This is a genomic window from Pseudorhodobacter sp. E13 (assembly GCF_003991405.1).
In the GTDB taxonomy this organism is placed as follows: domain Bacteria; phylum Pseudomonadota; class Alphaproteobacteria; order Rhodobacterales; family Rhodobacteraceae; genus Pseudorhodobacter.
On sequence record NZ_RPEN01000157.1, the window covers coordinates 65,983 to 92,377 of the forward strand.

Annotated in this window: 25 protein-coding genes and 1 pseudogene; 15 read left to right on the plus strand and 11 right to left on the minus strand. The window is 57.2% G+C overall.

The window, feature by feature from the left end:
• Nucleotides 1-128 precede the first annotated feature (128 nt).
• The 3 genes from hslV (at nucleotide 129) to EGN72_RS12620 (ending at nucleotide 3,346) form a co-directional block, all read left to right on the plus strand.
• The gene (hslV, locus tag EGN72_RS12610) at nucleotides 129-686 is read left to right on the plus strand and encodes an ATP-dependent protease subunit HslV (RefSeq protein WP_127048119.1); all 558 of its coding nucleotides are present in this window, start codon (nucleotides 129-131) and stop codon (nucleotides 684-686) included.
• Entirely contained in the window at nucleotides 683-1,990 is a 1,308-nt protein-coding gene (hslU, locus tag EGN72_RS12615) for an ATP-dependent protease ATPase subunit HslU (RefSeq protein WP_127048121.1), read from the plus strand. The genes hslV and hslU overlap by 4 nt, the downstream gene beginning before the upstream one ends.
• Nucleotides 1,991-2,116: 126 nt before the next feature.
• Nucleotides 2,117-3,346 (plus strand): MFS transporter, encoded by a 1,230-nt coding sequence (locus EGN72_RS12620; protein WP_127048123.1) that lies wholly within the window; start codon nucleotides 2,117-2,119, stop codon nucleotides 3,344-3,346.
• On the opposite strand, the gene EGN72_RS12625 is transcribed toward EGN72_RS12620, so the two are convergent.
• From EGN72_RS12625 to EGN72_RS12635, 3 genes are read right to left on the minus strand one after another with little or no spacing between them, the layout of a single operon-like run.
• Nucleotides 3,329-3,901, minus strand: a complete 573-nt coding sequence (locus EGN72_RS12625; protein WP_127048125.1) for a Smr/MutS family protein — start codon at nucleotides 3,899-3,901, stop codon at nucleotides 3,329-3,331. The genes EGN72_RS12620 and EGN72_RS12625 overlap by 18 nt on opposite strands.
• Nucleotides 3,901-4,944 carry a murein transglycosylase A gene (locus EGN72_RS12630; protein WP_127048127.1) on the minus strand — a complete coding sequence of 348 codons (1,044 nt, stop codon included), beginning with the start codon at nucleotides 4,942-4,944 and terminating at the stop codon, nucleotides 3,901-3,903. The genes EGN72_RS12625 and EGN72_RS12630 overlap by 1 nt, the downstream gene beginning before the upstream one ends.
• Nucleotides 4,944-5,603: a Tim44/TimA family putative adaptor protein gene (locus EGN72_RS12635; protein WP_127048129.1), complete on the minus strand. Its 660-nt coding sequence runs from the start codon at nucleotides 5,601-5,603 to the stop codon at nucleotides 4,944-4,946. The genes EGN72_RS12630 and EGN72_RS12635 overlap by 1 nt, the downstream gene beginning before the upstream one ends.
• 152 nt (nucleotides 5,604-5,755) lie before the next feature.
• Here EGN72_RS12635 and EGN72_RS12640 point away from each other — a divergent pair, with 152 nt between their 5' ends.
• Both EGN72_RS12640 and secB read left to right on the plus strand, forming a co-directional pair.
• A complete protein-coding gene (locus tag EGN72_RS12640; RefSeq protein WP_127048131.1) occupies nucleotides 5,756-6,253 on the plus strand; it encodes an FxsA family protein in 498 nt (165 codons plus the stop codon).
• A 54-nt stretch (nucleotides 6,254-6,307) separates the two neighbouring features.
• Complete coding sequence (gene secB, locus EGN72_RS12645) at nucleotides 6,308-6,817, plus strand: protein-export chaperone SecB (protein WP_127048133.1); 510 nt, start codon at nucleotides 6,308-6,310, stop codon at nucleotides 6,815-6,817.
• A 50-nt stretch (nucleotides 6,818-6,867) separates the two neighbouring features.
• On the opposite strand, the gene dnaQ is transcribed toward secB, so the two are convergent.
• The 4 genes and pseudogenes from dnaQ to EGN72_RS12665 form a co-directional block, all read right to left on the minus strand.
• The gene (gene dnaQ / locus EGN72_RS12650) at nucleotides 6,868-7,563 is read right to left on the minus strand and encodes a DNA polymerase III subunit epsilon (protein ID WP_127048135.1); all 696 of its coding nucleotides are present in this window, start codon (nucleotides 7,561-7,563) and stop codon (nucleotides 6,868-6,870) included.
• Nucleotides 7,556-8,149, minus strand: a complete 594-nt coding sequence (coaE, locus tag EGN72_RS12655; protein ID WP_127048137.1) for a dephospho-CoA kinase — start codon at nucleotides 8,147-8,149, stop codon at nucleotides 7,556-7,558. The genes dnaQ and coaE overlap by 8 nt, the downstream gene beginning before the upstream one ends.
• Nucleotides 8,146-8,985, minus strand: coding sequence for a shikimate dehydrogenase (locus tag EGN72_RS12660; RefSeq protein WP_127048139.1), 840 nt, complete (start codon nucleotides 8,983-8,985; stop codon nucleotides 8,146-8,148). Before EGN72_RS12660 ends, coaE begins: the two co-directional genes overlap by 4 nt.
• Nucleotides 8,982-9,574: pseudogene (locus EGN72_RS12665) on the minus strand (nucleoside triphosphate pyrophosphatase). Before EGN72_RS12665 ends, EGN72_RS12660 begins: the two are co-directional and overlap by 4 nt.
• Before the next feature lie 396 nt (nucleotides 9,575-9,970).
• Between EGN72_RS12665 and hemJ the strand changes: the two are divergent.
• The 7 genes from hemJ (at nucleotide 9,971) to EGN72_RS12700 (ending at nucleotide 17,485) form a co-directional block, all read left to right on the plus strand.
• Nucleotides 9,971-10,420 (plus strand): protoporphyrinogen oxidase HemJ, encoded by a 450-nt coding sequence (gene hemJ, locus EGN72_RS12670; RefSeq protein WP_127048141.1) that lies wholly within the window; start codon nucleotides 9,971-9,973, stop codon nucleotides 10,418-10,420.
• Between the two features lie 130 nt (nucleotides 10,421-10,550).
• Entirely contained in the window at nucleotides 10,551-11,849 is a 1,299-nt protein-coding gene (gene rho, locus EGN72_RS12675) for a transcription termination factor Rho (RefSeq protein ID WP_127048143.1), read from the plus strand.
• Between the two features lie 118 nt (nucleotides 11,850-11,967).
• On the plus strand, nucleotides 11,968-13,269 hold the full coding sequence (gene mnmE, locus EGN72_RS12680) for a tRNA uridine-5-carboxymethylaminomethyl(34) synthesis GTPase MnmE (protein ID WP_127048145.1): 1,302 nt from the start codon (nucleotides 11,968-11,970) through the stop codon (nucleotides 13,267-13,269).
• Nucleotides 13,270-13,280: 11 nt separating this feature from the next.
• The gene (mnmG, locus tag EGN72_RS12685) at nucleotides 13,281-15,146 is read left to right on the plus strand and encodes a tRNA uridine-5-carboxymethylaminomethyl(34) synthesis enzyme MnmG (RefSeq protein ID WP_199743744.1); all 1,866 of its coding nucleotides are present in this window, start codon (nucleotides 13,281-13,283) and stop codon (nucleotides 15,144-15,146) included.
• A complete protein-coding gene (gene rsmG / locus EGN72_RS12690) occupies nucleotides 15,143-15,757 on the plus strand; it encodes a 16S rRNA (guanine(527)-N(7))-methyltransferase RsmG (protein ID WP_127048149.1) in 615 nt (204 codons plus the stop codon). Before mnmG ends, rsmG begins: the two co-directional genes overlap by 4 nt.
• On the plus strand, nucleotides 15,750-16,577 hold the full coding sequence (locus EGN72_RS12695; protein ID WP_127048151.1) for a ParA family protein: 828 nt from the start codon (nucleotides 15,750-15,752) through the stop codon (nucleotides 16,575-16,577). Before rsmG ends, EGN72_RS12695 begins: the two co-directional genes overlap by 8 nt.
• Entirely contained in the window at nucleotides 16,577-17,485 is a 909-nt protein-coding gene (locus tag EGN72_RS12700; protein ID WP_127048153.1) for a ParB/RepB/Spo0J family partition protein, read from the plus strand. Before EGN72_RS12695 ends, EGN72_RS12700 begins: the two co-directional genes overlap by 1 nt.
• A gap of 7 nt (nucleotides 17,486-17,492) precedes the next feature.
• On the opposite strand, the gene hemW is transcribed toward EGN72_RS12700, so the two are convergent.
• Genes hemW through rph form a run of 3 tightly spaced genes read right to left on the minus strand, consistent with a single transcriptional unit; the run spans nucleotide 17,493 to nucleotide 19,994 of the window.
• Nucleotides 17,493-18,683, minus strand: a complete 1,191-nt coding sequence (gene hemW / locus EGN72_RS12705; RefSeq protein ID WP_127048155.1) for a radical SAM family heme chaperone HemW — start codon at nucleotides 18,681-18,683, stop codon at nucleotides 17,493-17,495.
• The gene (rdgB, locus tag EGN72_RS12710; RefSeq protein WP_127048157.1) at nucleotides 18,671-19,279 is read right to left on the minus strand and encodes an RdgB/HAM1 family non-canonical purine NTP pyrophosphatase; all 609 of its coding nucleotides are present in this window, start codon (nucleotides 19,277-19,279) and stop codon (nucleotides 18,671-18,673) included. The genes hemW and rdgB overlap by 13 nt, the downstream gene beginning before the upstream one ends.
• A gap of 1 nt (nucleotide 19,280) precedes the next feature.
• Complete coding sequence (gene rph / locus EGN72_RS12715) at nucleotides 19,281-19,994, minus strand: ribonuclease PH (RefSeq protein WP_127048159.1); 714 nt, start codon at nucleotides 19,992-19,994, stop codon at nucleotides 19,281-19,283.
• A gap of 119 nt (nucleotides 19,995-20,113) precedes the next feature.
• Here rph and hrcA point away from each other — a divergent pair, with 119 nt between their 5' ends.
• Both hrcA and EGN72_RS12725 read left to right on the plus strand, forming a co-directional pair.
• Nucleotides 20,114-21,193, plus strand: coding sequence for a heat-inducible transcriptional repressor HrcA (hrcA, locus tag EGN72_RS12720; RefSeq protein WP_127048161.1), 1,080 nt, complete (start codon nucleotides 20,114-20,116; stop codon nucleotides 21,191-21,193).
• A gap of 6 nt (nucleotides 21,194-21,199) precedes the next feature.
• On the plus strand, nucleotides 21,200-21,781 hold the full coding sequence (locus EGN72_RS12725) for a nucleotide exchange factor GrpE (RefSeq protein WP_370323275.1): 582 nt from the start codon (nucleotides 21,200-21,202) through the stop codon (nucleotides 21,779-21,781).
• 60 nt (nucleotides 21,782-21,841) lie between these two features.
• On the opposite strand, the gene mutS is transcribed toward EGN72_RS12725, so the two are convergent.
• On the minus strand, nucleotides 21,842-24,457 hold the full coding sequence (mutS, locus tag EGN72_RS12730) for a DNA mismatch repair protein MutS (protein ID WP_199743747.1): 2,616 nt from the start codon (nucleotides 24,455-24,457) through the stop codon (nucleotides 21,842-21,844).
• Nucleotides 24,458-24,631: 174 nt separating this feature from the next.
• On the opposite strand from mutS, the gene EGN72_RS12735 reads away from it, so the two are divergent.
• Nucleotides 24,632-26,362 carry a DUF563 domain-containing protein gene (locus tag EGN72_RS12735; protein ID WP_127048166.1) on the plus strand — a complete coding sequence of 577 codons (1,731 nt, stop codon included), beginning with the start codon at nucleotides 24,632-24,634 and terminating at the stop codon, nucleotides 26,360-26,362.
• Nucleotides 26,363-26,395: the final 33 nt, after the last annotated feature.

Here is a 26,395-nt window from a genome sequence, read left to right on the forward strand (position 1 = left end):
CATTTTCCTTGGCGATTTTCCCAAGATTACCGAATGCCGCGCGCGGCGAAAGCCAAATCAACCCCCCTACCGTTCTTGTGCCCCGGCCCCAGCGCGGCCATATAGGGCAAGACGAAGGAGAGATTGAGATGGCAGAGGATAAGTTTCCCGGTTGGCACGGCACCACCATTCTGGCGGTTCGGCGCGGTGGAGAGGTTGTGGTGGCGGGTGATGGGCAAGTCAGCCTTGGCCAGACGGTCATCAAGGGCACGGCCCGCAAGGTGCGCCGGCTAAGCCCCGGTGGCCGCGATGTGGTCTGCGGCTTTGCAGGCTCTACCGCTGATGCCTTTACCCTGCTGGAACGGCTGGAGAAAAAGCTGGAAGCCATGCCGGGGCAACTGGCCCGCGCCTCTGTCGATCTGGCGAAGGACTGGCGGATGGATAAATACCTGCGCAATCTGGAAGCGATGCTGATCGTGACCGATGGTGCGGATTTGTTCGTGATCACCGGGGCAGGCGATGTGCTGGAACCGGAACATGATGTTGCGGCCATCGGCTCTGGCGGGAATTTCGCGCTTGCCGCCGCGCGTGGCCTGATGTCCACCGATCTGCGCGCCGAGGAGATCGCGCGCAAGGCCATGGCCATCGCGGCCGATATTTGCGTCTATACGAATGGTAATCTGACCGTGGAGACGATTTCAAAATGACAGACCTGACCCCCCGCGAAATCGTATCCGAACTGGATCGCTATATCATCGGCCAGAAGGACGCCAAGCGCGCGGTGGCTGTGGCCCTGCGCAACCGCTGGCGGCGCAAGCAATTGGCCGATGATCTGCGCGATGAGGTTTATCCCAAGAACATCCTGATGATCGGGCCAACCGGCGTTGGGAAAACCGAAATCAGCCGCCGTCTGGCAAAGCTGGCAAAAGCGCCGTTTCTGAAGATCGAGGCCACGAAATTTACCGAAGTCGGCTATGTCGGTCGCGATGTGGACAGTATCATCCGCGATCTGGTCGATGCCGCGATGATCGACACCCGCGCCCGCATGCGTGAAGACGTGAAGGCCCGTGCACAAGCCGCCGCCGAAGATCGCGTGATCGAAGCGGTGGCCGGCAAGGACGCCCGCGAACAAACCCGCGAAATGTTCCGCCGCAAGCTGAAAGCCGGAGAGTTGGACAATACGGTGATCGAGCTGGACATCGCTGATACCACCAACCCTTTCGCCGCCTTTGATCCCACGGGCCAAGGCGCTGGCGGCCCGATGGGCGGCATGATGAACCTTGGCGATCTGTTCGGCAAAATGGGCCGCACCCAGAAACGCCGCCTGACGGTGGCCGAAAGCCATGAACTGCTGGTGTCAGAAGAAGCCGACAAGCTTCTGGATGATGAGGCCGTTAAACTGGCCGCGCTGGAGGCGGTGCAGGAAAACGGCATCGTTTTCATTGATGAGATTGATAAGGTTTGCGCCCGTGCCGATGCCCGCGGCGCCGATGTGTCGCGCGAAGGCGTGCAGCGCGATCTGCTGCCCTTGATTGAAGGCACAACCGTCTCCACCAAGCACGGCCCGGTGAAAACCGATCACATCTTGTTCATCGCCAGCGGTGCCTTCCATATCGCGAAACCCTCGGATCTTTTGCCCGAACTGCAAGGCCGCTTGCCGATCCGCGTCGAACTGCGTGCCCTGACCGAAGAAGATTTCGTGCGCATCCTGACGGAAACCGACAATGCGCTGACGCTGCAATATTCGGCCCTCATGGGCACCGAAGGCGTCACCGTCACCTTCACCGAAGATGGCATCAAGGCGCTGGCCCGCATCGCCGCCGAGGTCAATCAATCGGTGGAAAACATCGGCGCGCGCCGCCTTTACACCGTGATCGAACGGGTGTTCGAGGACCTGTCCTTCACCGCCCCCGATCGGATGGGCGATGCGGTTGAAGTCAACGCCGCCTTCGTGGAGGCGCATCTGGGCGAATTGTCCCGCTCCGCCGATCTGTCGCGCTACGTTTTGTAAGCGCCACCCCTTCATCTTGGTCCAAATACCTCGGGGGTCCGGGGGCAGCGCCCCCGGCCTTCATCACATTGCAAAAGGCCCAAATTGGGCCTTCCCCCTGCCGGCTTTCCCGATCATGACTGGGGGATGAAAACTCCAACGCTTGCCTTTCTCCGCGACAACGCGCCCTTTCTGGCCACAGGCGCGCTTTTGTCCTTTCTTTCCAGCTTTGGGCAAACCTTTTTCATCTCCATCTTCGGCGGTGAAATCCGGGCGCATTTCGGGCTGAGCAATGGTGATTGGGGCGTGATCTATATGGTCGGCACCGGATTCTCCGCCTTGGCCATGGTCTTTGCGGGCGGCTTGGCAGATCGATTCCGGGTGCGGGTTCTGGGTGTGGCTGTGGTGGGGCTACTGGGGCTGGCCTGCCTTGCGATGGCCTTCAACCCATGGGCTGCCGCCCTGCCCCTTGTCATTTTCGCGCTGCGATTCACCGGCCAAGGCATGACAAGCCATGTCGCCGTGGTTGCGATGGTGCGCTGGTTCGTGGCGGCGCGTGGTCGTGCGCTGGCGGTGGCCACCATGGGCTTCATGACCGCCGAAGCTTTGATGCCGCTCACCTTTGTCTGGCTTAAACAGCATATCGACTGGCATCTGCTTTGGGTGGGTGCGGCGCTGTTTTGCTTTCTCTGCCTGCCGATCCTGCATCGTTTGCTCCGGTTGGAACGCACACCGCAAAGCAGTGCCGAAAGCAACGCCACCTTGGGCATGAATGGCCGCCACTGGACACGGGCCGAGGCGCTGCGGCACCCGCTGTTCTGGTCGCTGACCCCGGCGCTGTTGTTCTTTCCGGCATTTGGCACCGCTTTCTGGTTCCATCAGGTGCATTTCGCCGAGATCAAGGGCTGGGACCATCTGGCGCTGGTTGCGGTGTTTCCGCTGGGCACGCTGACCTTTGGTCTGTTCACCCTTGTCTATGGCTGGGCGATTGATCGGTTTGGCGCGGCGCGTCTGCTGCCGATCTATCTTCTGCCGTTAATCCTTGCGTTCAGCCTGCACGCTTTCGCCCCCTCTTTGGGCTGGGCGGCAGCGGGTGTGATCCTGATGGGCATGGCCGGGGGCGGGCAATCGACCATTCCCAACGCGGTCTGGGCCGAGTTTTACGGCACCCGCCATCTGGGCGCGATCAAATCGGCGGTGGCGGCGGTGATGGTGCTGGGGTCTGCCATCGGGCCGGGGCTTTCGGGTGCGCTGATTGATGCGGGCATCGGATATGAGACGCAGCTTTACGGCTTTGCTGCCTCTTTCGCTTTTGCGGTGCTGGTGATGCTGCTGCCGTTGGCCCGGGCGCGCGCGGCCTTATCGGTGGCGGCGTAGATAGATGTAATACGCCCCGCTGCCGCCATGGCGCAGGTGCGCCTCGGTCACTTGCAGGATTGCCGGGGCGAGGGGGGGCTGGTGCAACCAATGCGGCACCTGCTGACGTAAAATCCCGGTGCGGCGCGGAATGGGCCCGGTATCGACCCCCGGTTTGCCCTTACCTGTAATCACCAGAACCAGCCGCATCCCCGCCGAATGGGCATTCAGGATAAAGCGGATGAGTTCGGGATGCGCCTCGGCCAGCGTCATGCCGTGCAGGTCGATCCGCGCCTCGGGGGCCAGTTTGCCGCGCGTCAGCTTGCCAAAGGCTTTGGCATCCATTTGCAGCGCCGGCGGCGCGGCGGTTTGCGGGCGGGGTGTGGCAGGTTTTTCGCCCAGTCGAAACGGCGCAATCCGCGGCACGGAATGGGATTTCACGGCGGGTTCCGAAAACTCTGCCGGGTTGTCCTGAACCTTGCGGCGAAAAACCGGGGCATGCATCGGCTTGGCGGTGCGGGCCACCGCGCGCCAAAGCTCCTCCTCCTCGGGGCGCAGAGAGCGGCGGCGCGGCATCAGTCTGTCTCCAATGCGGCAAAGGCGCGTTCGATCGGCAAGAGCAGGACCATACGGCCGCCATCCTTGACGGTGCCTGCGTCCTCTCCGGCCTGCGGACCGGTGCCAAAGAAGATATCGGCGCGCTGCGGGCCTTTGATCGCGCCGCCCGTATCTTGCGCCACCATCAAGCGGTTGATCGGGTTGCGCCCGGCCTTTTCCAGCCAGACCGGGGCACCCAGCGGGGTGTAGGCCGGGTCAACCGCCAGTGTGCGCATCGTGGTGATCGACCGGCCCATCGCCCCGATCGGCCCTTTTTCCGGCGGCAGGTCAGGCAAGCGCCGAAAGAACACGAAAGACGGGTTATGATGCAGCATCTCGGCCCCCAAGGTGGGGTTGGCGCGCACCCACGCCTTGATGCCTTGGGCCGAAACACTATGCGCCCCCAAAATACCGCGCCGCACCAATTCCTGCCCGACAGAGCGATAGGGGTGGCCGTTGCGCCCGGCATAGCCAACGCGAACAACCTGACCATTGGGCAGGCGCACCCGGCCAGAGCCTTGAACCTGAAGGAAAAACACTTCGACCGGGTCTTCCAGCCAGACGATCTCTAAGCCGCGCCCGCGCAAGGCCCCGCTGGATTCAATCGCGCCCCGGTCCAGCCATTGCTGACCGTCCCGCAATTCTGGCGGGCGGGCATATAGCGGGTAAGCATAGCGCGGCGTGCGCACGGCAGAGCCGGGAAGTTCAGGTTCATAGTATCCGGTGAACAGCGCCGGGGGTTCGCCCACGATCACGGGCCGGAAGAGCAATTCAAAGAAACTGCGCGCCGCAGCGGGGGAGGCCATCGCATCCGGGGCCAGTTTGCAGATCGGTTCCCAATCGGGATCCTCCAGCAGGGAACAGGTATCCAGAAAGGTCGACAAGGCCGCACGATGATCGTCTTGTTCCCACCCTTTCAGGTCGGAAAAATCCAGCATCTGCGCCATTGCGGACACCGCCGTCAGCCCCAGCGCCAGAAGCGGCACTGCGGCAAAGGCAAGAAGGCGGGCCGCGCCACGCATCAATCCCCGGTGGCAACCAGCAGCCAGTTCGGGTCCGAAGCCCCCATCTGGCGCGAGAAAGTCCAAACGTCGCGCTGACGCTTGATCTCGGTCGGGCTGCCTTCGACGACTTCGCCCAGTTTATTGCGCACGACCGAATTCAACTCAGCCACAAAGCGCACAGAAACCTCACCCTCGCGGGAGGTGGTGTCAAATTCGGCACCTTGCACGGCAAGCTCCCGAATACCGATGAAATTAGCCTCAATCGTCAGGCCCTGCGCTTCGCGGGCGGCGACAGCTTCGGCAAAACTTTCGTAGACATCCTGGGCGAGGAAAGCTTTGACCTTTTCCAGATCGCCGGTTTCAAAGGCCATCAGGATCATTTCATAGGCGCCACGGGCACCGCCCAGAAATTCAGACACTGAAAAGCTGGGCTCTGCGGCTTTCATCGCGGCAAGGGCCTTGGCGGCGGGGGAGCCTTCGGCGACATGGTCCGTGATATCGCGATCCGGTCCGCCTTCGATCACCTCAAACTGCTTTTTGCTGCGGGGTTTCACCTCCTCTGGCAGGACGGGCGGCTTTTCAAACCCCTCGCGCGTGCCCAGAACAGATTTCAGCTTCAGGATCAGGAAAATGGCAATTCCCGCCAGAACAAGGAGTTCGATCATCGAAGAGTTCATATCAGACCTCAGTAAGCCGGAGGCAGGACCCCCGAGAATGAATGCGATATTGGTATCGCCCCGCTTTATCCCTATGTAGGGCAGGGGTGTTGCCAAGTCTACCGACACCTATGCAAAGAATTGAGTGGAAATCACGGAAGGGAAACGGGAAAATGTGGCTTTTATTGGCATTTATCGCCGTTCCATTGATCGAGATCGGGCTTTTCATCAAGGTTGGTGGCTGGTTGACCCTGTGGCCGACCCTTGGAATTGTGCTGCTGACCGGGATCATCGGCACGATGTTGGTGCGCCAGCAAGGGTTGAAGGTGTTGGGGGAATTGCGCAATTCGATGGCGCAGATGCGCGACCCGCTTTCGCCGCTGGCGCATGGTGCCTTGATCTTGTTTGCGGGGGCGTTGCTGCTGACACCCGGCTTTTTCACCGATGCGGTGGGGTTTGCGCTGTTGGTTCCGCCTTTGCGCCGGGCCATCATTGCGGCGGTAGCGGCACGGGTTCAGGTTGCCAGCTTCAGTGCCGGGCAAGCGCCTTCGCCGGGGCCGTATCGGGACGCTGGGCGCGATGATGTGATTGAAGCGGAATACGAAGATCTGACCGAAGACCGCCCGCAAACGCCGCCAAACAAACGCCCCTCGGGCTGGACAGAGCATTGAGGCCAATGCGATCACCTGCTAGACCATGCGCAATGATTTTTTGGGAGAGTTGAAATGACCGAAGGAAATGGCGCTGAGCCGGCAGCAAACACCGCAGCCGCAGGCCAAGTGAAAATGCAGGTTCTGGGGCAATTCGTGCGCGATCTGTCCTTTGAAAACGCCGTTGCCCAGCGCGGCTTGCAGGGCACGGATGTGCAGCCTGATACACAGGTTGCCGTTAGCCTTGATGCCCGCAAGCGCAGCGGCGACCACCAGTTTGAGGTGATCACCAAGTTCCGCGTTACCTCCAAGAACAAGGCCACCAATGAGACGCTGTTCATGGTAGAGCTGGATTACGGCGGCATTTTCCATGTCGAAGGCGTGCCGGAAGACCAGATGCACCCGTTCCTGCTCATCGAATGCCCGCGGATGCTGTTTCCCTATGTGCGCCGCATCATCTCGGACGTGACGCGCGATGGGGGCTTCCCGCCCCTGAACATCGACACGGTGGACTTTTTGGCCCTGTATCGCGCCGAACTGGCCCGCCGCATGGAAGAACAGAAAACCGCGCAGCCGGTTTCCTGAGCATATCCGACATTACGATAAAGGGGCCGGACGTTTTGTCCGGCCTTTTTTTATTGCCGTTTCAACCAGATAGCGGCGTCGCCCAGTTTTCCCACAAAGGCGGCATGGGCGGCGGCTTCGGCCTCTGTCAGGCGGGGGGGCAAGGGGTTTGGCCGCGCAGAGGGGCGCCATTCGCTTTGATCCGTGGCCGACGTTGCGGTTTTCTCTGCGTTGCTGGACAGGCCGAAATCTGGCTGGCGGCCGCCGATCAGTTCCAGATACACCTCGGCCAGAATTTCACTGTCCAGCAACGCGCCGTGTTTTTCGCGGCCCGAGTTATCGACGCCAAAGCGGCGGCACAGTGCATCGAGCGAGGCAGGCGAGCCGGGGAATTTTTGCCGTGCGATCATCAAGGTATCAATCGCCTGACTGTTGGGAAGCGTGGGCAGGCCGATTGCTGCCAGTTCGTGATTGAGAAATTTCATGTCAAAACTGGCGTTATGGATCACCAGCTTGTCGGTGCCGATAAAATCCAGAAAGGCTTGGCCAATCTCGCGGAACACCGGTTTGTCGCGCAGGAAATCATCGCCCAGACCATGCACTTCAAACGCGGCTTTGGGCATGGAGCGTTCTGGGTTGATATATTGGTGATAGGTGCGGCCCGTGGGCATGTGGTTGAACAGTTCCACCGCGCCGATTTCAACAATGCGGTCGCCTTCGGTCGGTTCAAACCCCGTGGTTTCGGTGTCGAGGACAATCTCACGCATGCTGCACCTGTCGGATATAGGCGATGAGCGCGGTCACGCAGGCCTGCGCTGCATCAAGACTAAGGGTTTCGATGATATGGGTGGCGCGTTTCCGCTTTTCGGCATCGGGCATCTGGCGGGACAGGATGGTGTGAAACTGCGCCTCGGTCATGCCGGGGCGGGCCAAAACGCGGGCACGTTGCAAGGCGGCGGGCGCGGTGACAAGCAAGGTCGCATCCATGTCAGATTCAGAGCCTTTTTCGAACAGCAGCGGGATATCCAGCACGACGATATCAGCCCGCGCCTTGTGCAGGAAATCAGCGCGATCAGCCGCGACAAGCGGATGCACGATCTGCTCGATACCGCTCAGCGCGCCCGGATCGGCGGCGATGATGGTTTTCAGCGCGCTGCGATCCACCGCGCCACCGATGATCGCTTGCGGCCATTGGCTTGCGATGGCCGGAACCGCCGCGCCGCCTTGGGCATAGAGCCGGTGGACGGCGGCATCGGCATCCCAGACCGGCAGTCCGGCTGCGGCGAAAAACCCGGCAGTGGTGGATTTGCCCATGCCGATAGACCCGGTCAACCCAAGCCGGAAGGCCGTCATAGCCCCATGACCGTATCGCGGGTGTCTTCGTCCACCTCGGGCCGTTGGCCGAACCAGCGTTCAAAACCGGGGGCGGCCTGATGCAAAAGCATTCCCAAACCATCCACCGTCTGGCAGCCGCGTTCGGCGGCATGGGTCAGCAATTCGGTTTGAATGGGGGTATAGACCAGATCATTGACCAATGCGGCGGGGTTGAGTTCGGCAAGGCTGACGTTGAATTCCGGCTTGCCAACCATACCAAGGGCTGTGGTGTTGACCACGGTTGCCACATCATCCAGACAATGCGCGGATTGCACCCAATCCACCACCGTCAGCTTTGCGCCAAAATCAGAGCGCAGCGCCTCGGCGCGGGCGCGGGTGCGGTTGGTGATGCGGATTTCGGGAACGCCGACCTCTATCAAGGCAGCGACAACAGCGCGGGCCGCACCGCCAGCACCAAACACCATCGCAGGACCGGATTTTGGCTGCCAGTCCGGCGCGTTCTGACGCAAGTTTGCCACGAAACCAGAACCATCAGTGTTATCGGCGTGAATTTTACCATCGCTGCGGAAGATCAAAGTATTCGCCGCCCCGATCAGCGCGGCGCGGTCTGTCACGATATCGGCAAGCGCGATCACGCTTTCCTTGTGGGGGATAGTGACATTCAGCCCGACGAAACCCAATTTCGGCAGCATCCGCAGCGCCTCGGCCATATCAGCCTGGGCGATATCCATCGGGATGTAATGGCCTTTGATGCCATAACGTTTCAGCCAGTAATTATGCAGGATGGGCGAGCGGCTATGGGCGATCGGAGAACCGATAACCCCAGCCAATGGAATGCGCGGATGGTCCGTCATGTGTCAATAAATCCCCTTACCCTGAGATAGCCCAAGAGAGGCAACAGGGGAAGCCCGAGGATGGTGAAGTAATCGCCCTCCACCTCTGAAAACAGCCGGATGCCTTCTTGTTCCAGCAAATAGGCCCCGGCAGAGTGGCGGATGCTGTCCCAATTGCGGTGAATATAGCCATCAAGCCAGGCATCGGAAAAGCTGTGCATGGTCAACCGGGCCTTGCCGACATGGCGCCAGATCGGCTTTGCCTCATGGTAAAGCACCACGGCTGACAGAAGTTGATGCTTTTGGCCGCGCAGTTGCAAAAGCTGGCGCTTTGCACCCTCGGGCGTTTCGGGCTTGCCCCAGGCTTTGCCCTTGAATTCAAGCACCTGATCGCAGCCCAGAACCAAGGCATCGGGCTGGCGTTCCGCGATTTTACGGGCCTTCATTTCGGCAAGGAAATCCGCGATGTCTTGTGGTGTGGCATCTTCTGCTTCCAGCCCCGCGCGCAGGGCGGCTTCGTCGATGCGGGCTGGCTGGTGACATCAACCCCGGCGGCGCGCAGCATATCCAGCCGCGTCGAGGAGGAAGAAGCGAGAATGAACGGCGGCATCGGTTGTGTGTGACCCTGTGGAAAATCTTGATATGTTCCAACGGCCGGTTTTGGGGACAAGCCGCGTTTTGCCCAGTGGTGGGGGTAAGGGGCGCTTTTTGTCAAGCTTTCGCGATGGATATCCACATGTGGAAGCGCACGGAAAGGGGCTGGGGATAGAGTAGAAACGGCGATAGCTGTTGATGAAACGGAGCCAAGACAAAGCGGTTAGTTTATTGATTTTATTGCCGTAATCAGGGTTTGACGAAACTATCCTGTCATTTACCCACAATATTGGCTATGGGGATGAACCTGCGGAGAGATTCAGATATTCTGTTATCCATAGGGCCATCTATATCTACATCTTTCTATATATATCTTATATTTAAAGAGTAGGCAGAGCAGAGAAGACAAAACATGACCTCGATACTGGCGGATATATATCTTTGGGTGAAGGCCCTGCATGTGATGGCGGTGATCTCGTGGATGGCGGGGTTGTTTTATTTGCCACGGCTGTTTGTCTATCATGCAGAGCAGGTGAAAACCGGGGATGCGGCGGATGGTTTGTTTCAGACCATGGAAATGAAGCTGCTGCGGGTGATCATGAACCCGGCGATGGTTGTGACCTGGGTGGCAGGCCTGATGCTGGTGCTGACGCCGGGGATCGTGGATTGGTCGATGGTCTGGCCCTGGACCAAGGCTGTGTCGGTGCTGGGGATGACATGGTTTCACATGTGGCTTGCGGGTCGGCGCAAGGCGTTTGAAGTGGGACAGAACAGCCTGACCGGGCGCAATTACCGGATGATGAACGAGGTGCCGACCATTTTGATGGTTGTGATCGTCTTGTCGGTTATTGTGAAGTTCTGAGGCTTTTCTTGACAATTTAGCGGCTGTTGCCTATCTGGGCCAAAGCTGGGCCGTCCGGTCCGTAAAGCGTTTCCCCTTTTGTCGACGATGCCATCGCCATGATCCGCGATGAGCCGAGGATGTTGCAGCCATGACCGATGAGACCTTTTCCGAAGATGCCCCTGTTGGACGGCTTAATCTTGCTGACCTGAAAGCCAAGACGCCTGCTGATCTGCTGGCGATGGCGGAAGAATGGGATGTGGAAAACGCACCTTCCATGCGGAAGGGTGAGATGATGTTCTCTATCCTGAAAGAGCATGCCGAGGAAGGTTGGGAAATCGGCGGCGATGGCGTGCTGGAAGTGGTGCAGGATGGGTTTGGATTCCTGCGCTCTCCTTCGGCGAACTATTTGCCGGGGCCGGATGATATTTATGTCTCGCCCGATATGATCCGCCAGTTTTCACTGCGCACAGGCGATACGATTGAAGGCGTGATCGCGGCCCCGCGTGAGACGGAACGCTATTTCAGCATGACCAAGGTAACACGGATCAACTTTGATGATCCGGAAAAGGCACGTCACAAGGTTCATTTTGACAACCTGACGCCGCTTTATCCTGATGAACGCTTCAAGATGGAAGTGGATGATCCGACGTTGAAAGACCGTTCGGCGCGGATCATTGATCTGGTTGCCCCGATCGGGAAGGGGCAGCGTGGCTTGATCGTGGCGCCGCCGCGGACGGGTAAAACCGTTTTGCTTCAGAATATTGCGCATTCCATCGCGACCAATCATCCGGAATGCTATCTGATCGTGTTGCTGATCGACGAACGCCCGGAAGAAGTGACGGATATGCAGCGTTCTGTGAAGGGTGAAGTTGTGTCTTCGACCTTCGATGAACCGGCAACGCGGCATGTGGCCGTGGCCGAGATGGTGATCGAGAAGGCCAAGCGGCTGGTGGAGCATAAGCGCGACGTTGTAATTTTGCTTGATTCGATCACGCGTCTGGGCCGGGCCTTCAACACGGTTGTGCCGTCCTCGGGCAAGGTTCTGACCGGTGGTGTGGATGCCAATGCCTTGCAGCGGCCCAAGCGGTTCTTTGGGGCGGCGCGGAACATTGAAGAAGGCGGGTCGTTGACCATCATTGCCACGGCGTTGATTGATACCGGCAGCCGGATGGATGAAGTGATCTTTGAAGAATTCAAAGGCACTGGTAACTCTGAAATTGTTCTGGATCGAAAGGTTGCCGATAAGCGCGTGTTCCCGGCGATGGACATTCTGAAATCCGGCACACGGAAAGAGGATCTGCTGGTGGATAAAATCGACCTTCAGAAAACCTATGTTTTGCGCCGCATCCTGAACCCGATGGGGACAACGGATGCGATTGAATTCCTGATTTCGAAGTTGAAGCAGACCAAAACCAACTCGGATTTCTTCGATTCGATGAACACCTGACCGAAGCGAGGGCTGGGGAGCTATAGACGCTTCCCGGCATTGGCTGTATAGCCCTGCTTTCGCTTCTTGCGCTGTGTTATTCCGTTTTGCAGATCGGCGTTAATTCGGGAGAATGGCCATGTCAGACACCATTTTTGCGCTTGCCTCGGCGAGAGGCAAGGCGGGTTTGTCCGTTGTTCGGCTGTCTGGACCGAAGGCGCATGATGCTGCGCGCCTGTTTGCGCCTTTGCCTGCTATGCGTCAGGCGGGTTTGCGTCGCTTGATGTGGAACGGGGCACTGTTGGATGAGGCGCTGGTGCTGGCCTTTGGGAAGGGTGCGAGTTTTACCGGGGAAGATGTGGTGGAGCTGCATCTGCATGGAAGCCGTGCGGTTGTTGCGGCTGTGATCGCGGCCTTGTCTGAGATTCCCGGCTTGCGGCCTGCGGAGGCTGGTGAGTTCACACGGCGGGCCTTGGAAAACGGGTGTTTGGATCTGACCCAAGTTGAAGGGCTGGCTGATCTGATTGATGCAGAAACGGAGGCGCAGCGGGTTCAATCGCTTCGTGTTTTGTCCGGGGCGATTGGCGAGAGAGTGCGTGATTGGCGCGGCAAGATGATCCGGGCTGCGGCATTGTTGGAAGCGACGATCGATTTTGCCGATGAAGATGTGCCTGAAGATGTGCTGCCAGAAGTTCGTGCGCTGTTGGATGGTCTGTTGGTAGCGCTGCGTGCTGAAGTAGCAGGCGCGGCGGCATCGGAGCGTATTCGGGACGGGTTTGAGGTTGCGATCGTTGGTCGGCCTAACGCAGGAAAATCGACGCTTCTCAATAGTTTAGCTGGTCGGAATGCGGCGATTACTTCGGAAGTGGCGGGCACTACGCGCGATGTGATCGAAGTGCGGATGGATTTGCAGGGGCTTGCTGTTACTTTTCTTGATACAGCTGGTTTGCGCGAAACGGATGATCTGGTTGAGGCCTTGGGTGTGAGCCTTGCGATAGAGCGTGCGCAGAAGGCGGATCTGCGGGTCTTTCTGCAATCAGAAGGTGCCGATGTTGAATTGCTAGAGCCGCAGGATGGAGATATTCTTGCGATGGGGAAGGCGGATATCTTCGGTGGGTGTGCGATCCATGGGGATGCCATTCGGGTCTCTGGTAGAACGGGTGAGGGGGTTTCCGCGCTTATTCAGCGGATTACGGAAGTCCTTTCGCAGCGTGTGGCGGGTGCCAGTGTCCTAACCCGAGAAAGGCATCGTATTGCGATCGCGGAAGCGGTGCGAGCTTTGGAAATTGCCCGAATCGAGGTAGACAAGCTTGGGCCAGTACTGGAGATAGCGTCTGAAGAATTGCGGATTGCGTCGCGTGCGCTTCAGATCTTGCTGGGTGAGATTGATGTTGAAACCTTGCTTGGGGAAATCTTCTCAAGCTTTTGCATTGGGAAATGAGGATGTTTCACGTGGAACATTTTGATGTCATCGTTGTTGGTGGCGGGCATGCGGGCTGTGAGGCTGCGGCAGCCGCCGCGCGCGCTGGTGCAGAAACGGCATTGGTGACACTGAAGAAGGCCGCGTTGGGCGTGATGTCCTGTAATCCGGCTATCGGTGGGCTTGGAAAAGGCCATCTTGTTCGTGAAATAGACGCGTTTGATGGGATAATGGGCTTGGCGGCGGATGCGGCAGGCATTCAGTTTCGTCTTTTGAACCGCAGTAAAGGGCCGGCAGTGCAGGGGCCAAGGACACAAGCGGACAGGAAGCTGTATCGGCAAGCTATTCAGGGGATTTTGGAGAAACAACAGGGGCTTACCGTCATTGAAGGTGAGGTTGTTGATTTTATCTTACAGCAGGGTCAAATCTTTGGCGTTCGCTTGGCTGATGGTTCTGAGATCCGCGGCAAGTCAGTTATTTTGACAGCTGGGACTTTTCTGAACGGTTTGATCCATGTTGGCGACAAAAGAACATCGGGCGGCCGGGTTGGGGAATTGCCGTCAGTTAAGTTGGCGGAAAAGCTTGCCGATCTTGGGCTGGCGTCTGGTCGGTTGAAAACGGGAACGCCGCCCCGTCTTGACGGCAGAACCATCAATTGGGCCGAGCTGGAAAGCCAGGCGGGCGATGATGTTCCGACCATGCTCTCGTTTATGAGTATTTCACCAGTTGCGCCACAGGTTGAATGTGGGATTACCGAAACCAATGAGAATACGCATGAGATCGTGCGTCGCAATCTGGACCGTTCTGCCATGTATGGTGGCCATATTGAGGGGGTCGGCCCACGTTATTGCCCCTCGATCGAAGATAAGATTGTCCGCTTCTCGGATAAATCTTCACATCAAATTTTCCTAGAACCAGAGGGTGTCGACGATCACACAGTCTATCCGAATGGTATTTCGACATCTTTACCCGCAGAGGTGCAAGAGCAATATGTGCGCTCGATCAAAGGTCTAGAGAAAACAGTGATTTTGCAGCCAGGTTATGCGATTGAATATGACTATTTCGACCCGCGGGGCCTTGGCCCAGATCTTATGGTTCGTGGCGTCACGGGACTGTATTTTGCGGGTCAGATTAACGGGACAACAGGATATGAGGAGGCGGCAGCACAGGGGCTTGTCGCTGGGTTGAATGCTGCACGATTTGCGAGACAGCAGGATCCGGTTAGCTTTAGTCGCGCCGAAAGCTACATTGGTGTGATGATTGACGATCTGATTTCCCGCGGGGTTACTGAACCTTATCGGATGTTCACTTCTCGCGCAGAGTATCGTTTGGTCTTGCGGGCGGATAACGCCGATCAGCGCTTGACGCATTTGGCCTTGTCGATTGGTGCCGTTGGAGAGGGGCGCAAGAAGGAATTTCTTGCCAAGATGGAAAAGCTGGATAAGGGCCGCGATGCCCTGAACCAGATTAGCTATACGGCTAATCAGTTGGTAAAAGCAGGCTTTCACGTGCGTCAAGATGGGGTGCGCAGGACAGCGTTTTCTCTCTTATCCCAGCTTGATATATCTCCTTCAGCGATTGCTACGCGATTGGATGGATTTCCATTCTTGGAGCCCGATGTGTTGATGCAGATGTGGCGGGAATCTCTCTATTCCAATTACTCGGATCGTCAGAGCGCGGACGCGGCTGCGCTGAGGAAAGACGAAGCCGTTGTTATACCAAAGGATTTTGATTTCCAATCACTCCCCGGTCTTTCTGGGGAATTGAAAGCAAAGCTGACCCTGCGGCGTCCTGGTTCAATTGCGCACGCAGGCAAGATAGAAGGGATGACCCCGGCCGCGCTCTTACTCGTCCTCTCTCGTCTGAAAAGCGAAGAATCGGCGCGGCGCGCAAAATGATACTCTTTCAAAGTGCCCCGGATGTTTCACGTGAAACAGTTGATCGACTGCACGCTTTTTGTGATCTGGTCAAAAAGTGGAACCCTGCGATCAACCTCGTTTCGAAATCCAGTATCGAATCGATCTGGAAGCGCCATGTCGAAGATTCCGCGCAAATTTTTCCTCTGATCCCTCAGCATTGTTCTCATATCGTTGATATTGGAAGTGGTGGAGGCTTTCCCGCAATCGTTCTGGCGATCTTGTCAAAGGAGTTTGCGCCGGAGCGTCGTTTTACTTTGATCGAGTCAGATCAGCGCAAGGCCGCATTTTTGAGGGAGGCGGTGCGCCATTTACAGTTGAACGCAAATATTATCCCGGAAAGGGCAGAATTGTTGCCACCGCTTGAAGCGGATGTTCTTTCAGCAAGGGCGTTGGCTTCTCTTTCTGTGCTTTTACAGTTGGCCCAACGGCACTTAATCAGTGGTGGCACCTGCCTCTTTCCGAAAGGTGCGACCCATCTTGCAGAAGTCGCAGAGGCAAAGAAAGAATGGGCTTTCGAGTATGAAGCGGTGCCAAGTGAAACTGATGACAATGGTGTCATATTGAGAATTCAGGATATCAAACATGTCTGACCCGGCCAAACATGGCGCCCCCAGAATTATCGCGATCGCAAACCAGAAGGGCGGTGTTGCCAAGACCACGACGACGATTAACCTCGCCGCAGGTCTAGCGGAGCTTGGTGCGAAGGTGCTGGTTGTCGATCTGGATCCGCAGGGTAATGCATCAACCGGGCTTGGGATTGAATTGGCTAGCCGCAGCCTTACGACTTACGACCTGATGGTCGAAGAAGCGCCGTTGGATTTGGTGGTTCATGCGACCGCGTTGGAGAATATTTTTGTTTGCCCGGCCAATTCAGATCTTTCATCGGCAGATATGGAGCTGGTGGCCAATGAAAAGCGTAGCTTTTTGTTACATGATGCCTTGCGGCAGCCAGCGATGGCAGATTTGTCTTTCGATTTTGTCCTGATCGATTGCCCGCCTTCACTCAGTCTTTTGACTGTCAATGCCTTGGTGGCCTGCCATTCGGTCCTGATTCCACTGCAAAGTGAGTTTTTTGCGCTGGAAGGCCTATCGCAATTGATGTTGACCGTGCGGGAGATCAGGCAAACTGCCAATAGTGATCTGCGGATAGAGGGGGTTTTGCTTACCATGTATGACAAGCGTAACAACCTTTCGCAGTTGGTTGAAGCGGATGCGCGCGAAAATCTTGGAGAGCTTGTTTTCAAGACTATGATTCCGCGCAATGTTCGGGTGAGCGAGGCGCCATCATATGCGCTGCCGGTCCTGTCTTATGATAGCGCATCAAAGGGGTCGGAGGCCTATCGCGCCCTTTCGCAGGAGATAGCAGAGCGGTATGGTTTGGCTCAGAAAGAAACAAGGAGCGCGCAGTGATGGAAAAGAAGCAAGAACGTCGCGGTTTGGGGCGCGGTTTGTCAGCCTTAATGGCGGATATCAATGCGACGGCTGACAAGGACGGTCAGGCTGTCGATGTGCGCCGTTCGGATATCGTCGTTGCTGTTGAAAACTTGTTTCCCAATCCAAATCAGCCACGCCGGGATTTCACGCCCGAAGCACTTGAGGATCTTGCGAATTCGATCAAGCAGAAGGGGGTGTTGCAACCGCTCATCGTTCGCCCGCGTGCCGAGCAAGGCACTTATGAAATTGTTGCGGGGGAGCGGCGTTGGCGCGCGGCTCAGATGGCGCAACTCCATCGTTTGCCCGTTTTGGTGCGGGAGTTCTCGGATACCGAGGTGTTGGAGGTCGCAATTATTGAGAATATTCAGCGTGCGGATCTGAATGCGATTGAAGAGGCAGCGGGTTTTCGGCAGTTGATGGATCGTTTTGGGCATACCCAAGAAAAGATTGCCGAAGCTTTGTCTAAAAGCCGGAGTCACATCGCAAATCTATTGCGGTTGTTGACCTTGCCTGATGATGTGCAAGCCTTTGTTCGGGAGGGAAAGCTTTCTGCTGGTCATGCCCGCGCACTGATCACAACAACTGATCCATCGCGTTTGGCAAAAGTCGCGATTGAAAAGGGGCTTTCAGTTCGCGAAACAGAGCGGCTTGCGCGGGAATCGGCGGAACCATCGGCCACGAGAAAAAATGCCGGTCCACGGGCGACGCCCGAGAAGGATGCCGATACGCGCGCTTTAGAGGCTGATCTGAGCGCCAATTTGCGCATGGCGGTCAGCATCAATCATGAGCCGGGCGGGGAGCGTGGGACGCTGACAATCAGGTATAACACCTTGGATGATCTCGATAACCTGTGTCGCACATTGTCTTTGATGGATAGGGACTAATCCTCCGCTATTCGGCCATCAGCTTCTCAATCACGGCGTTCAGAACCAGCCGACCCGAGGGCGTTGCGCTGAGCCGGTTTTCCCTTCGGACAACCAATCCAAGGGATTCGAGGTCTGCAACAGTGGTTCGGTTCAGCGTCGATTTTGCAAGACGGCTGTATCGTTCCAGATCAATGCCGATGTCCCGCCTCAGGCCCATCATAAGGTATTCTGTTCCCTGCTCTGCGCTTGAAAGCAGATCCCGGCGCTCCTTCGGTGCGCCAGCCTCGATGCTTTCAAGCCATGCTGTTGGGTTTGATGTGGCCTCGGTGCTCCATCTACACCCGTCAAGGCTAAGGCGGCCATGTGCACCCGGTCCAATGCCAATATAATCACCAGCATTCCAATAGATGCAGTTGTGGCGTGATTCTTGGCTGTCTTTGGCGTAGTTTGAGACTTCGTAGCTCTTATACCCTGCCGCATTCGTAGCGTCTTGGGTAGCCAGATACATGTCTGCACCCAGATCTTCGTCTGGCAGTCCTTTCAACAGGCCGCGCCGGAACCGATCACCGAAGGCCGTGCCGTCCTCTATCGTTAATTGATAAAGGGATAGGTGCCCATTCGCAATTTGTAGGGCTTGATCCAGTTCCGCTTGCCACGCTGCAAGGGATTGCCCTTGTCGCGCGTAGATCAGATCAAAGCTCGTCCGGTCAAAGGTCTTTTGTGCGATCTTTATCGCAGCGAGCGAATCTGCAACGCTGTGTAGCCTGCCAAGCGCTTTCAGATCCGTATCGTTCAGGGCTTGAACGCCGATTGAAACACGGTTGACGCCTGCTTGCCGATACGCTGCAAAACGGCCCGCCTCCACGGAACCGGGATTTGCCTCCATAGTGATTTCTATATCGTTTGCCGTTGGCCATGCAGCGCGAACTTTTGCAATAATGGCATCGACAATTTCGGGTGCCAGCAGTGACGGCGTGCCCCCACCAAAAAAGACGGTTTGAAGGATGCGGCCGGGCGTTTCCGCAGCAGCGCGGTCTATTTCCCGCAAATAGGCATCCCGCCATCTGGCTTGATCAATCTTCGCCGCAACATGACTGTTGAAATCGCAATAGGGGCATTTCGACTGGCAAAAGGGCCAATGGATATACAATCCGAAACCACCTTGCTGCCAATCCTCTGCCAGTGGCCGAGCTTTTAAAGGTTTCACGTGAAACATCCCGCGACAAGTTTCCGAAAGGCATCGGCACGGTGGCTGATCAGATTTTTCTCGTCGGCGGGTATTTCGGCAAAGGTGCGTTCATGACCATCAGGTTGAAAAATAGGGTCATATCCATGCCCCAAATCACCGCGCATCGGCCAAATGACGGACCCCGGCATCACACCTTCAAAAACTTCATCATGCCCATCGGGCCAAGCCATCACCAAAGTGCAGCGGAACTGAGCGGTGCGCGGGTAGGGTGCACTGATGGCCTCCAGTTCCCGCCAAGTCCGCTCCATCGCCATGGTGAAGTCGCGACCTGTCGGCGTTTCTGCCCAATCCGCAGTATAGACACCTGGCGCACCGCCCAAACCATCCACGCAAATTCCAGAGTCATCCGCCAAAGCCACAAGACCCGAGGCCTGAGCGGCGGCGTGGGCCTTGATCCGCGCGTTACCGATGAAGTTATCCTCTGTCTCCTGTGGTTCGGCCAGCCCAAGCTCCGCGCAAGAGGTCACTGCTACATCAAAACCATTCAAAAGCTCGCGAATTTCGGCAAGCTTTCCAGCGTTATGGGTGGCAACGACTAGCCGGTTATCTGAAAACTTCCGCATCTTATGCCAGCGCCGCTTTCTGTGCGGCAACCAAACCCGCGCAACCTACTTCTGCCAGATCCATCAACTGCCCCATTTCCTCGCGTGAAAAGGTCGCGCCCTCTGCCGACATCTGAACCTCAATCGAGCGCGCGGTTCCCGTCAGGATGAAATTGCCATCGGTTCCGGCATTTGAATCTTCTGCATAATCAAGGTCAAGAACGGCTTGCCCGGCATAGATGCCGCAAGATACCGCAACCACATGATCCACAATCGGGTCGCTGGTGATAACCCCGGCCTTCAACATCTGGTTCACGGCCAGCCGCAAAGCGACCCAACCACCGGTGATAGAGGCGCAGCGCGTGCCGCCATCGGCTTGCAAGACATCACAATCCACCACGATCTGACGCTCCCCAAGCGCTCTGCGGTCCACACCGGCCCGCAAGGCGCGACCGATCAGCCGTTGGATTTCTTGTGTGCGGCCTGTTTGCTTGCCCACCGCCGCCTCACGCCGATTGCGGGTGTTCGTGGCCCTTGGAAGCATGCCATACTCAGCCGTCACCCAGCCTTGACCCGTATTCTTCAGAAACGAAGGCGCCTTCTCTTCAATTGAGGCAGAGCATAGCACATGCGTTTCACCCATTTTGATCAAACAAGACCCTTCGGCATGTTTCATGACGCCGGTTTCAATCGTGACATGGCGCATCTGGTCCAGGTTTCGTGCCGATGGTCGCATTGGATCGCTCCTCAAATTGATATATTGCTCAAATACCCATCGCTGGCCGAAGGATGCAAGCATCATTGACGAAAAGCCCTTGTTCTCATTAAGGTATAGGGCGCCTTGGGAACAAAGAAATGACCGACCAGAACAAACGCGCAGCCATCATGTCCGAGCTGAATGACCGATCCCGCGAGGTTTTTCGCAGGGTCGTTGAGGGCTATCTTGCGTCCGGTGATCCGGTTGGATCGCGAACGCTGTCGCGCACGATGTCCGAAAAGATCAGCGCCGCGACCATTCGCAACGTGATGCAGGATCTTGAATATCTTGGCCTCTTGGGCAGCCCGCACACGTCCTCCGGTCGCATCCCGACGCAAATCGGATTGCGGATGTTTGTCGACGGTGTGCTGGAGGTGGGCGAGGTAGCTGCCGAGGATCGTGACAAGATTGATGCGACCTTTGGCCAAAATCAGCCGGATGTGACGACGATGCTGGATCGTGTCGGCTCCACCTTGTCCGGAATTACGCAGGGCGCCAGTCTGGTTTTGACGCCAAAACATGAAGCGCCGATCAAACACATTGAATTTGTCAGCTTAAACGCAGATCGCGCTCTGGTTGTTCTTGTCTTTGCAGACAGCCATGTCGAGAATCGCGTGTTCACCCCGCCGCCGGGCCAAACACCATCTTCGATGCGAGAGGCGGCTAATTTCCTGAATGCGCTGGCAGAGGGGAAAACGCTCTCGGAATTGCGCCAAAGCGTGACGGCGCAGATAAAGTCGCGCCGCCAAGAAATCGACGCGCTTGCGCGTGAACTGGTCGAAACTGGGCTTGTCCTGTGGGAAAACGCGGGAGAACAAAGCGAGCGGCTGATCGTTCGCGGGCGCTCGAATCTGCTTGATGGCTCCAACGAAGCCAAGGACTTTGACCGGATTCGTAGCCTCTTTGACGATCTGGAGCGCAAGCGCGATATCGCAGAATTTCTGGAACTTACCGAAGACGGCGAAGGTGTCCGCATTTTTATTGGCTCTGAGAACAAGTTGTTCTCACTTTCGGGGTCGTCTCTGGTCGTCTCTCCCTATATGAACGCTGATCGAAAGATTATAGGTGCCGTGGGTGTGATCGGGCCGACGCGGTTGAATTATGGCCGCATCGTTCCCATCGTAGACTACACGGCCCAACTCGTCGGGCGGCTTATTTCAGATCGCTCGAAGGGGTGACGCAGAGTGACGAAAGCAAGGAAAGACAAAATGGCGAATGAACAGGCAGCCAACGTAGAAACGCCGGAAATGGCTGAGGCCGAAGTAGATATGGCGCAGTTTGGGGCCGAGCCCGCGGTGGATGAAGTGGAACAACTGCGCGCAGAGCGGGATGACATGCGCGATCGTTTCATGCGAGCGCTGGCCGATGCTGAAAACGCCCGCAAACGTGGCGAGCGGGATCGGCGCGAGGCAGAGCAATACGGCGGTTCAAAACTAGCCCGCGATCTGTTGCCGGTTTATGACAATTTGCGCCGGGCGCTGGATGCCGCAACAGATCAACATCGCGCAGAAGCGGCCGCTTTGATTGAGGGGGTAGAGTTGACCCTGCGCGAATTGCTGAGCGTGATGACCAAGCATAACGTTACCCCGGTCGCGCCAGAGGTCGGCGACCAGTTTGATCCGCAATTGCATCAGGCCATGTTTGAAGCGCCTGTTCCCGGGACGAAGGCGGGTCAGATCATTCAAGTCATGACCGAAGGCTTCTTGTTGCATGATCGCCTGTTGCGGCCTGCGCAGGTTGGCGTTTCTTCGACTCCCGCAAACTGACAGATGAAGGCAGGGGGGCTAGCCCCCCTGACCCCCCAGGATATTTGGGCCGAAAAGAAATCAGGACTTATTCGTCTGTTCTGCTTTTGCCTTCAGTTCATAGATCAGGTGCAGCGCTTCCATTGGCGTCAGGTTGTCTGGCAACAGATCACGGAGGCGTTGTTCTACTTCTGACGTTTTTTGCGTAGCTGGCGCAGGCCTTGGGGGGGCCGCGCGGAACAGTGGCAAATCATCGATCAGTGTTTTTTGTTTGTTTCCGCCTTCGCGTTCGCCTGCTTCCAACGCTTCCAGCACCACGCGGGCACGATCGGTGACGGCTTCTGGCAAGCCCGCAAGTCGCGCGACCTGCACACCATAGGATCGGTCGGCCGCGCCTTTGCGGACCTCATGTAAGAAGATCACATCGCCTTGCCATTCCTTCACATTGACGGTAGCGTTTTCGACGCCCGCCAACTTGCCAGCGAGCGCGGTCATCTCATGGTAGTGAGTCGCAAAAAGGGCCCGGCATTGGTTTTTGTCGTGCAAATATTCCAGCGTTGCCCAAGCGATTGACAACCCATCATAGGTGGCCGTTCCGCGCCCGATTTCATCGAGAATGACCAAAGCCCTTTCATCCGCTTGATGCAGAATTGCGGCGGTTTCCACCATTTCCACCATGAAGGTGGAGCGCCCACGCGCGAGGTCGTCAGAGGCACCGACCCGGCTGAAAATCTGGCTGACAAGGCCAATATGCGCGCGGCGCGCGGGAACAAAGCTGCCAGCCTGTGCCAGCAAGGCAATCAACGCGTTCTGGCGCAGGAAAGTGGATTTACCGGCCATATTCGGCCCGGTCAGCAGCCAGATCGCAGCGGTTTTCTGGGCCGAGAGGTCACAATCATTGGCGATAAACGCCGCCCCGTTTTGTTTGCGCAGCGCCCTTTCGACCACCGGGTGCCGTCCGCCCTCAATCTCGAAGGCACGGCTGTTGTCGATCTTGGGCTCTGACCAGTTTTCATCGACAGCAAGATCGGCGAAGCTGGTGGCAAGATCAATTTCTGCAATCGCCCGTGCGGCGGCTGAGATCGCGCCGGCATGCGTCAGAACAGCCTCTCTCAAGCCAGAATAGTGCCGTTTTTCTATCTCTAGCGTCAGGTTGCCCGCATTCAGAATTCGGGTTTCCATGTCGGATAGCGGCACGGTCGTAAACCGGACTTGTCCCGCCGTGGTTTGCCGATGAATAAAGGTTTCTGACAGCGGGGACGACAGCATCTTGTCGGCGTGGGTGGTCGTTACATCGACAAAATAGCCCAGCACATTGTTGTGCTTGATCTTGAGTGAGCTGATACCGGTTTGCGTGACATATTCTGCCTGCATGGCCGCGATCACGGCGCGCCCGTCATCGCGCAGTTTTCGCGCCTCATCAAGTTCAGCGTCATACCCCGGCGCGATAAAGCCGCCATCGCGTGCCAGCATTGGGGGTTCTGCGACCAGCGCGGCTTGTAGTTGGTCAAGCAAATCGTCGTGACCGTTTAAATCAGTCGCGGCTTTTTGCAGCAGAATTGGTCCTTGCGTGCCAATGGTCTCGGCAAGGATCGCGGCTTGCTCCAATCCGTTGCGGATGGCTGCCAGATCGCGGGGTCCGCCGCGGTCCAAGGCGAGGCGTGACAATGCGCGGTCAATGTCTGGGCAGCGGCGCAGGGCGTCGCGCAGATCGGTAGCAAAACGTCTCTGTTCCACCATAAACCGCACAGATTCCAGCCGTTCTTCGATGACCGAAATTTCGCGCGATGGGGCGGAAAGCCGCCGCTCCAGCAATCTGCCGCCGGCGGCTGTGGCGGTGCGATCCACCGCAGCCAGAAGGGAGCCTTCTTTGCCGCCAGACAGCGCGCTGGTAATCTCCAGATTGCGGCGGGTGGAGGCATCAATTTGAACCAAGCCACCCGGTTCTTCGCGGATCGGAGGGCGCAGCAAGGGGAGGTTGCCACGTTGTGTCAGGTCCAGATAATCGACCAAAGCCCCCATGGCCGATATTTCAGCGCGACCGAAATGGCCGAACCCCTCCAGTGAGGCAACGGAGAACAAATCGCAAAGTTTGCGTCCGGCCCCTGTGCTGTCAAAGCTGGAGCGTGCCATTTGGGTTAGCGCGGGCCCGTCTTCGATTGAAAGATCAAACCCTTCTGCGACTAGAATTTCCTTAGGCGACAGCCGCGCCAGCTCCGGCCCCAGCCGCGTTGGCGGGCAGGGCATGACACGGAACTCTCCCGTCGAGATATCGCACCAGGCAAGGGCTGAATCGTCTCTAACTTCGGCAAAAGCGGCAAGAAAGTTATGCCGCCGGGCGTCCAGCAGCGTGTCTTCGGTGAGCGTGCCGGGGGTGACAAGCCGCACTACATCACGGGCCACAACGGATTTGGACCCGCGTTTCTTGGCTTCTGCCGGGTTTTCCATTTGCTCGGCGATGGCGACGCGAAACCCTTTGCGGATCAGCGTCAGCAAATAGCCTTCGGCGGCATGGACCGGCACGCCACACATGGCGATATCTTCGCCCAGATGTTTGCCGCGTTTGGTCAGCGCGATATCCAGCGCGGCGGCGGCATTTACGGCATCTTCAAAAAACATCTCATAGAAATCGCCCATACGATAGAACAGCAGCGCATCGCGGTGCCGGGCCTTGATTTCAAGATATTGCGCCATCATCGGCGTCACGGTTTCTGTGTTCAACACCCACCCCCCGGTTTCGCCCCGACCCTACAAAACCCAAGGCCGAGGGGAAAGAGGCTTTGGCATCAACCGCTAAATCGGGTATATCAGGCCTCGCGAATTCGAAAATCTAGAGCGCATCCACAAAAGCCGCGCTATCATACCAAAGCCATGCGCAACCAGATCAGCTTTCATCAAGACCCGCAGGATCTTTTTCTGAATCCGGCACAGGATTCCGGGGTCACGCTTTTGTTTTCGGCGGCGTTTTTCTGGCGAGAGGTGGAACCTGCGCTGATTACCGGTTTTGCCAGTAGCGCGTATCCCGAGATGAACCACAAAATCGAAGCCTTTCTAACCGTGACCCGCCGCCACAAGGCGTTTTCCAAAGCAGTTGAGTTCAACACGGTGCCGGTTTTGCTGCAAAACGCATCATTCCGGAAATCTTTTTCGTTGGCGAATGATAAATGCCTGCTCAGCGGGGCGTCGGGCACGCGGCTGCTGAACCGCTATTGCTGGGAGAATGAGGAGGAAGATCACGACCCCGAGGAGACACTTGTCGCCTATTTCCGGAAATGTCAGGCAAAGAATCACGCCGCTTCAATTCCTGTGTGGCAAGGCCCGTTGCCGCAGGGTGTCGCCATCGCGATTGAGTGCCGCAATACCTTTAATTACTATCATTTTATCACGGAATCCTTGTCTCAACTGGCGGTTTTGGCCGAAATTGGCTTTGCGGGTGATATCTTTTTCCACTTTCCCAACAACCCGGAAAAGACCCGCCCTTTTGCCGCCGATTTCGTGGCAGCCCTGTTCCCGGAGCTTGCAGGCCGGGTGTTTTTTGAGAGGGCCCCCAAGGATTATGACTATGTGATCACAGCCTTGGATTTCTTTAGCACCTATTTCCAGTTCCCGGCCGAAGTGGTCGGCAGTCTGGACCATCTGGCGCCGTCGGATGCGATGTGGCGGGGGCAGGATGCCTATCGCGGGTCGCAAGCGATTCTGGCGATGAACAGTTTTCACGCCAGCTTGCGCGCCTTGCGCAAACGCGCGCTGGCGGCGATTGAGGGCCATGATTTCAGCCATCTGCCCAAGCGGTTTTTCGTTGGTCGCGATCGCACCCAAGCCCGCGACCGTAAGATGGATGGTGAAGCGCAGTTGTTCGAGATGCTGCAACTCTTTGGCTTTGACTATGTCGTGTTTGAGCATCTGACCCCGTTGGATCAAATCGCCCTCATGGCGAATGCCGAGATGATGGTGTCGTATCACGGGGCGGGCTTTACCAATATGCTGTTTGCCGGGCCGCAGGCCTATGTGCTGGAACTGGGCACGTTGCAAACCGCGATTTACCGCTGGGGCGATTTCTGGAGCATCGCCCATGCCGCCGGGTGCCGCTATGTTTCCTTCTTTGCCGATTACAACAAGGCCGACCCACTACAGGACCCGTCTTTTGATGTGGATGGGATCGTGCCTGTCGCCCTTTCAGATCGCGCGGTGGCTGAGGTAATGACGTTTATCGTCTCTATTCTTGGGAAAACGCCCGATTTGCCCTCGGCCCAAACGGTTCAGATTCTTGCCGAGCGTCTGATCGCCGTGCATGAATTTGACCGCGTGCTTTTGCTTTTGGAACGGCATGCGCGCTTTGTTCCGGGTCATCTGGCCCTGTGCCTTGCCAAAGCCGAATGTCACAAGCACCGAGGGGAGTTCCATTCGGAGCTGTTCGCGCTGCATCAAGCCTATGAAGCGGACCGAGAGCGCTGGCAAACCCTGATCCGGATGATCTGGTGCGCCAAGAAATGCGATGCGCCGGATGTGATGACATGGGCCTTGGCCTGTCTGCGGCATGATTTTCCGAAACGCTATGCCGTCTTGACCAAGACAAAGCCTTGGATGCGGCAAATTGCCTGACGGCGCGCTGTGCCATTTGAAACGCCAACGCTG

Bases quoted from the DNA above. Each gene is read 5' to 3' on its own strand.
- EGN72_RS12625 (WP_127048125.1), bottom strand. From the start codon at position 3,901: ATGCCGCGCCGCCGCTCTCTGCGCCCCGAGGAGGAGGAGCTTTGGCGC.
- hemJ (WP_127048141.1), top strand. From the start codon at position 9,971: ATGACCTCGATACTGGCGGATATATATCTTTGGGTGAAGGCCCTGCAT.
- rho (WP_127048143.1), top strand. From the start codon at position 10,551: ATGACCGATGAGACCTTTTCCGAAGATGCCCCTGTTGGACGGCTTAAT.
- coaE (WP_127048137.1), bottom strand. From the start codon at position 8,149: ATGACGGCCTTCCGGCTTGGGTTGACCGGGTCTATCGGCATGGGCAAA.
- hslV (WP_127048119.1), top strand. From the start codon at position 129: ATGGCAGAGGATAAGTTTCCCGGTTGGCACGGCACCACCATTCTGGCG.
- EGN72_RS12620 (WP_127048123.1), top strand. From the start codon at position 2,117: ATGAAAACTCCAACGCTTGCCTTTCTCCGCGACAACGCGCCCTTTCTG.
- hemW (WP_127048155.1), bottom strand. From the start codon at position 18,683: ATGTTTCACGTGAAACCTTTAAAAGCTCGGCCACTGGCAGAGGATTGG.
- hslU (WP_127048121.1), top strand. From the start codon at position 683: ATGACAGACCTGACCCCCCGCGAAATCGTATCCGAACTGGATCGCTAT.
- hrcA (WP_127048161.1), top strand. From the start codon at position 20,114: ATGACCGACCAGAACAAACGCGCAGCCATCATGTCCGAGCTGAATGAC.
- EGN72_RS12635 (WP_127048129.1), bottom strand. From the start codon at position 5,603: ATGAACTCTTCGATGATCGAACTCCTTGTTCTGGCGGGAATTGCCATT.
- EGN72_RS12735 (WP_127048166.1), top strand. From the start codon at position 24,632: ATGCGCAACCAGATCAGCTTTCATCAAGACCCGCAGGATCTTTTTCTG.
- EGN72_RS12630 (WP_127048127.1), bottom strand. From the start codon at position 4,944: ATGCGTGGCGCGGCCCGCCTTCTTGCCTTTGCCGCAGTGCCGCTTCTG.
- EGN72_RS12695 (WP_127048151.1), top strand. From the start codon at position 15,750: ATGTCTGACCCGGCCAAACATGGCGCCCCCAGAATTATCGCGATCGCA.
- mnmE (WP_127048145.1), top strand. From the start codon at position 11,968: ATGTCAGACACCATTTTTGCGCTTGCCTCGGCGAGAGGCAAGGCGGGT.
- mutS (WP_199743747.1), bottom strand. From the start codon at position 24,457: ATGATGGCGCAATATCTTGAAATCAAGGCCCGGCACCGCGATGCGCTG.
- secB (WP_127048133.1), top strand. From the start codon at position 6,308: ATGACCGAAGGAAATGGCGCTGAGCCGGCAGCAAACACCGCAGCCGCA.
- rsmG (WP_127048149.1), top strand. From the start codon at position 15,143: ATGATACTCTTTCAAAGTGCCCCGGATGTTTCACGTGAAACAGTTGAT.
- rph (WP_127048159.1), bottom strand. From the start codon at position 19,994: ATGCGACCATCGGCACGAAACCTGGACCAGATGCGCCATGTCACGATT.
- dnaQ (WP_127048135.1), bottom strand. From the start codon at position 7,563: ATGCGTGAGATTGTCCTCGACACCGAAACCACGGGGTTTGAACCGACC.
- rdgB (WP_127048157.1), bottom strand. From the start codon at position 19,279: ATGCGGAAGTTTTCAGATAACCGGCTAGTCGTTGCCACCCATAACGCT.
- EGN72_RS12640 (WP_127048131.1), top strand. From the start codon at position 5,756: ATGTGGCTTTTATTGGCATTTATCGCCGTTCCATTGATCGAGATCGGG.
- EGN72_RS12660 (WP_127048139.1), bottom strand. From the start codon at position 8,985: ATGACGGACCATCCGCGCATTCCATTGGCTGGGGTTATCGGTTCTCCG.
- EGN72_RS12700 (WP_127048153.1), top strand. From the start codon at position 16,577: ATGGAAAAGAAGCAAGAACGTCGCGGTTTGGGGCGCGGTTTGTCAGCC.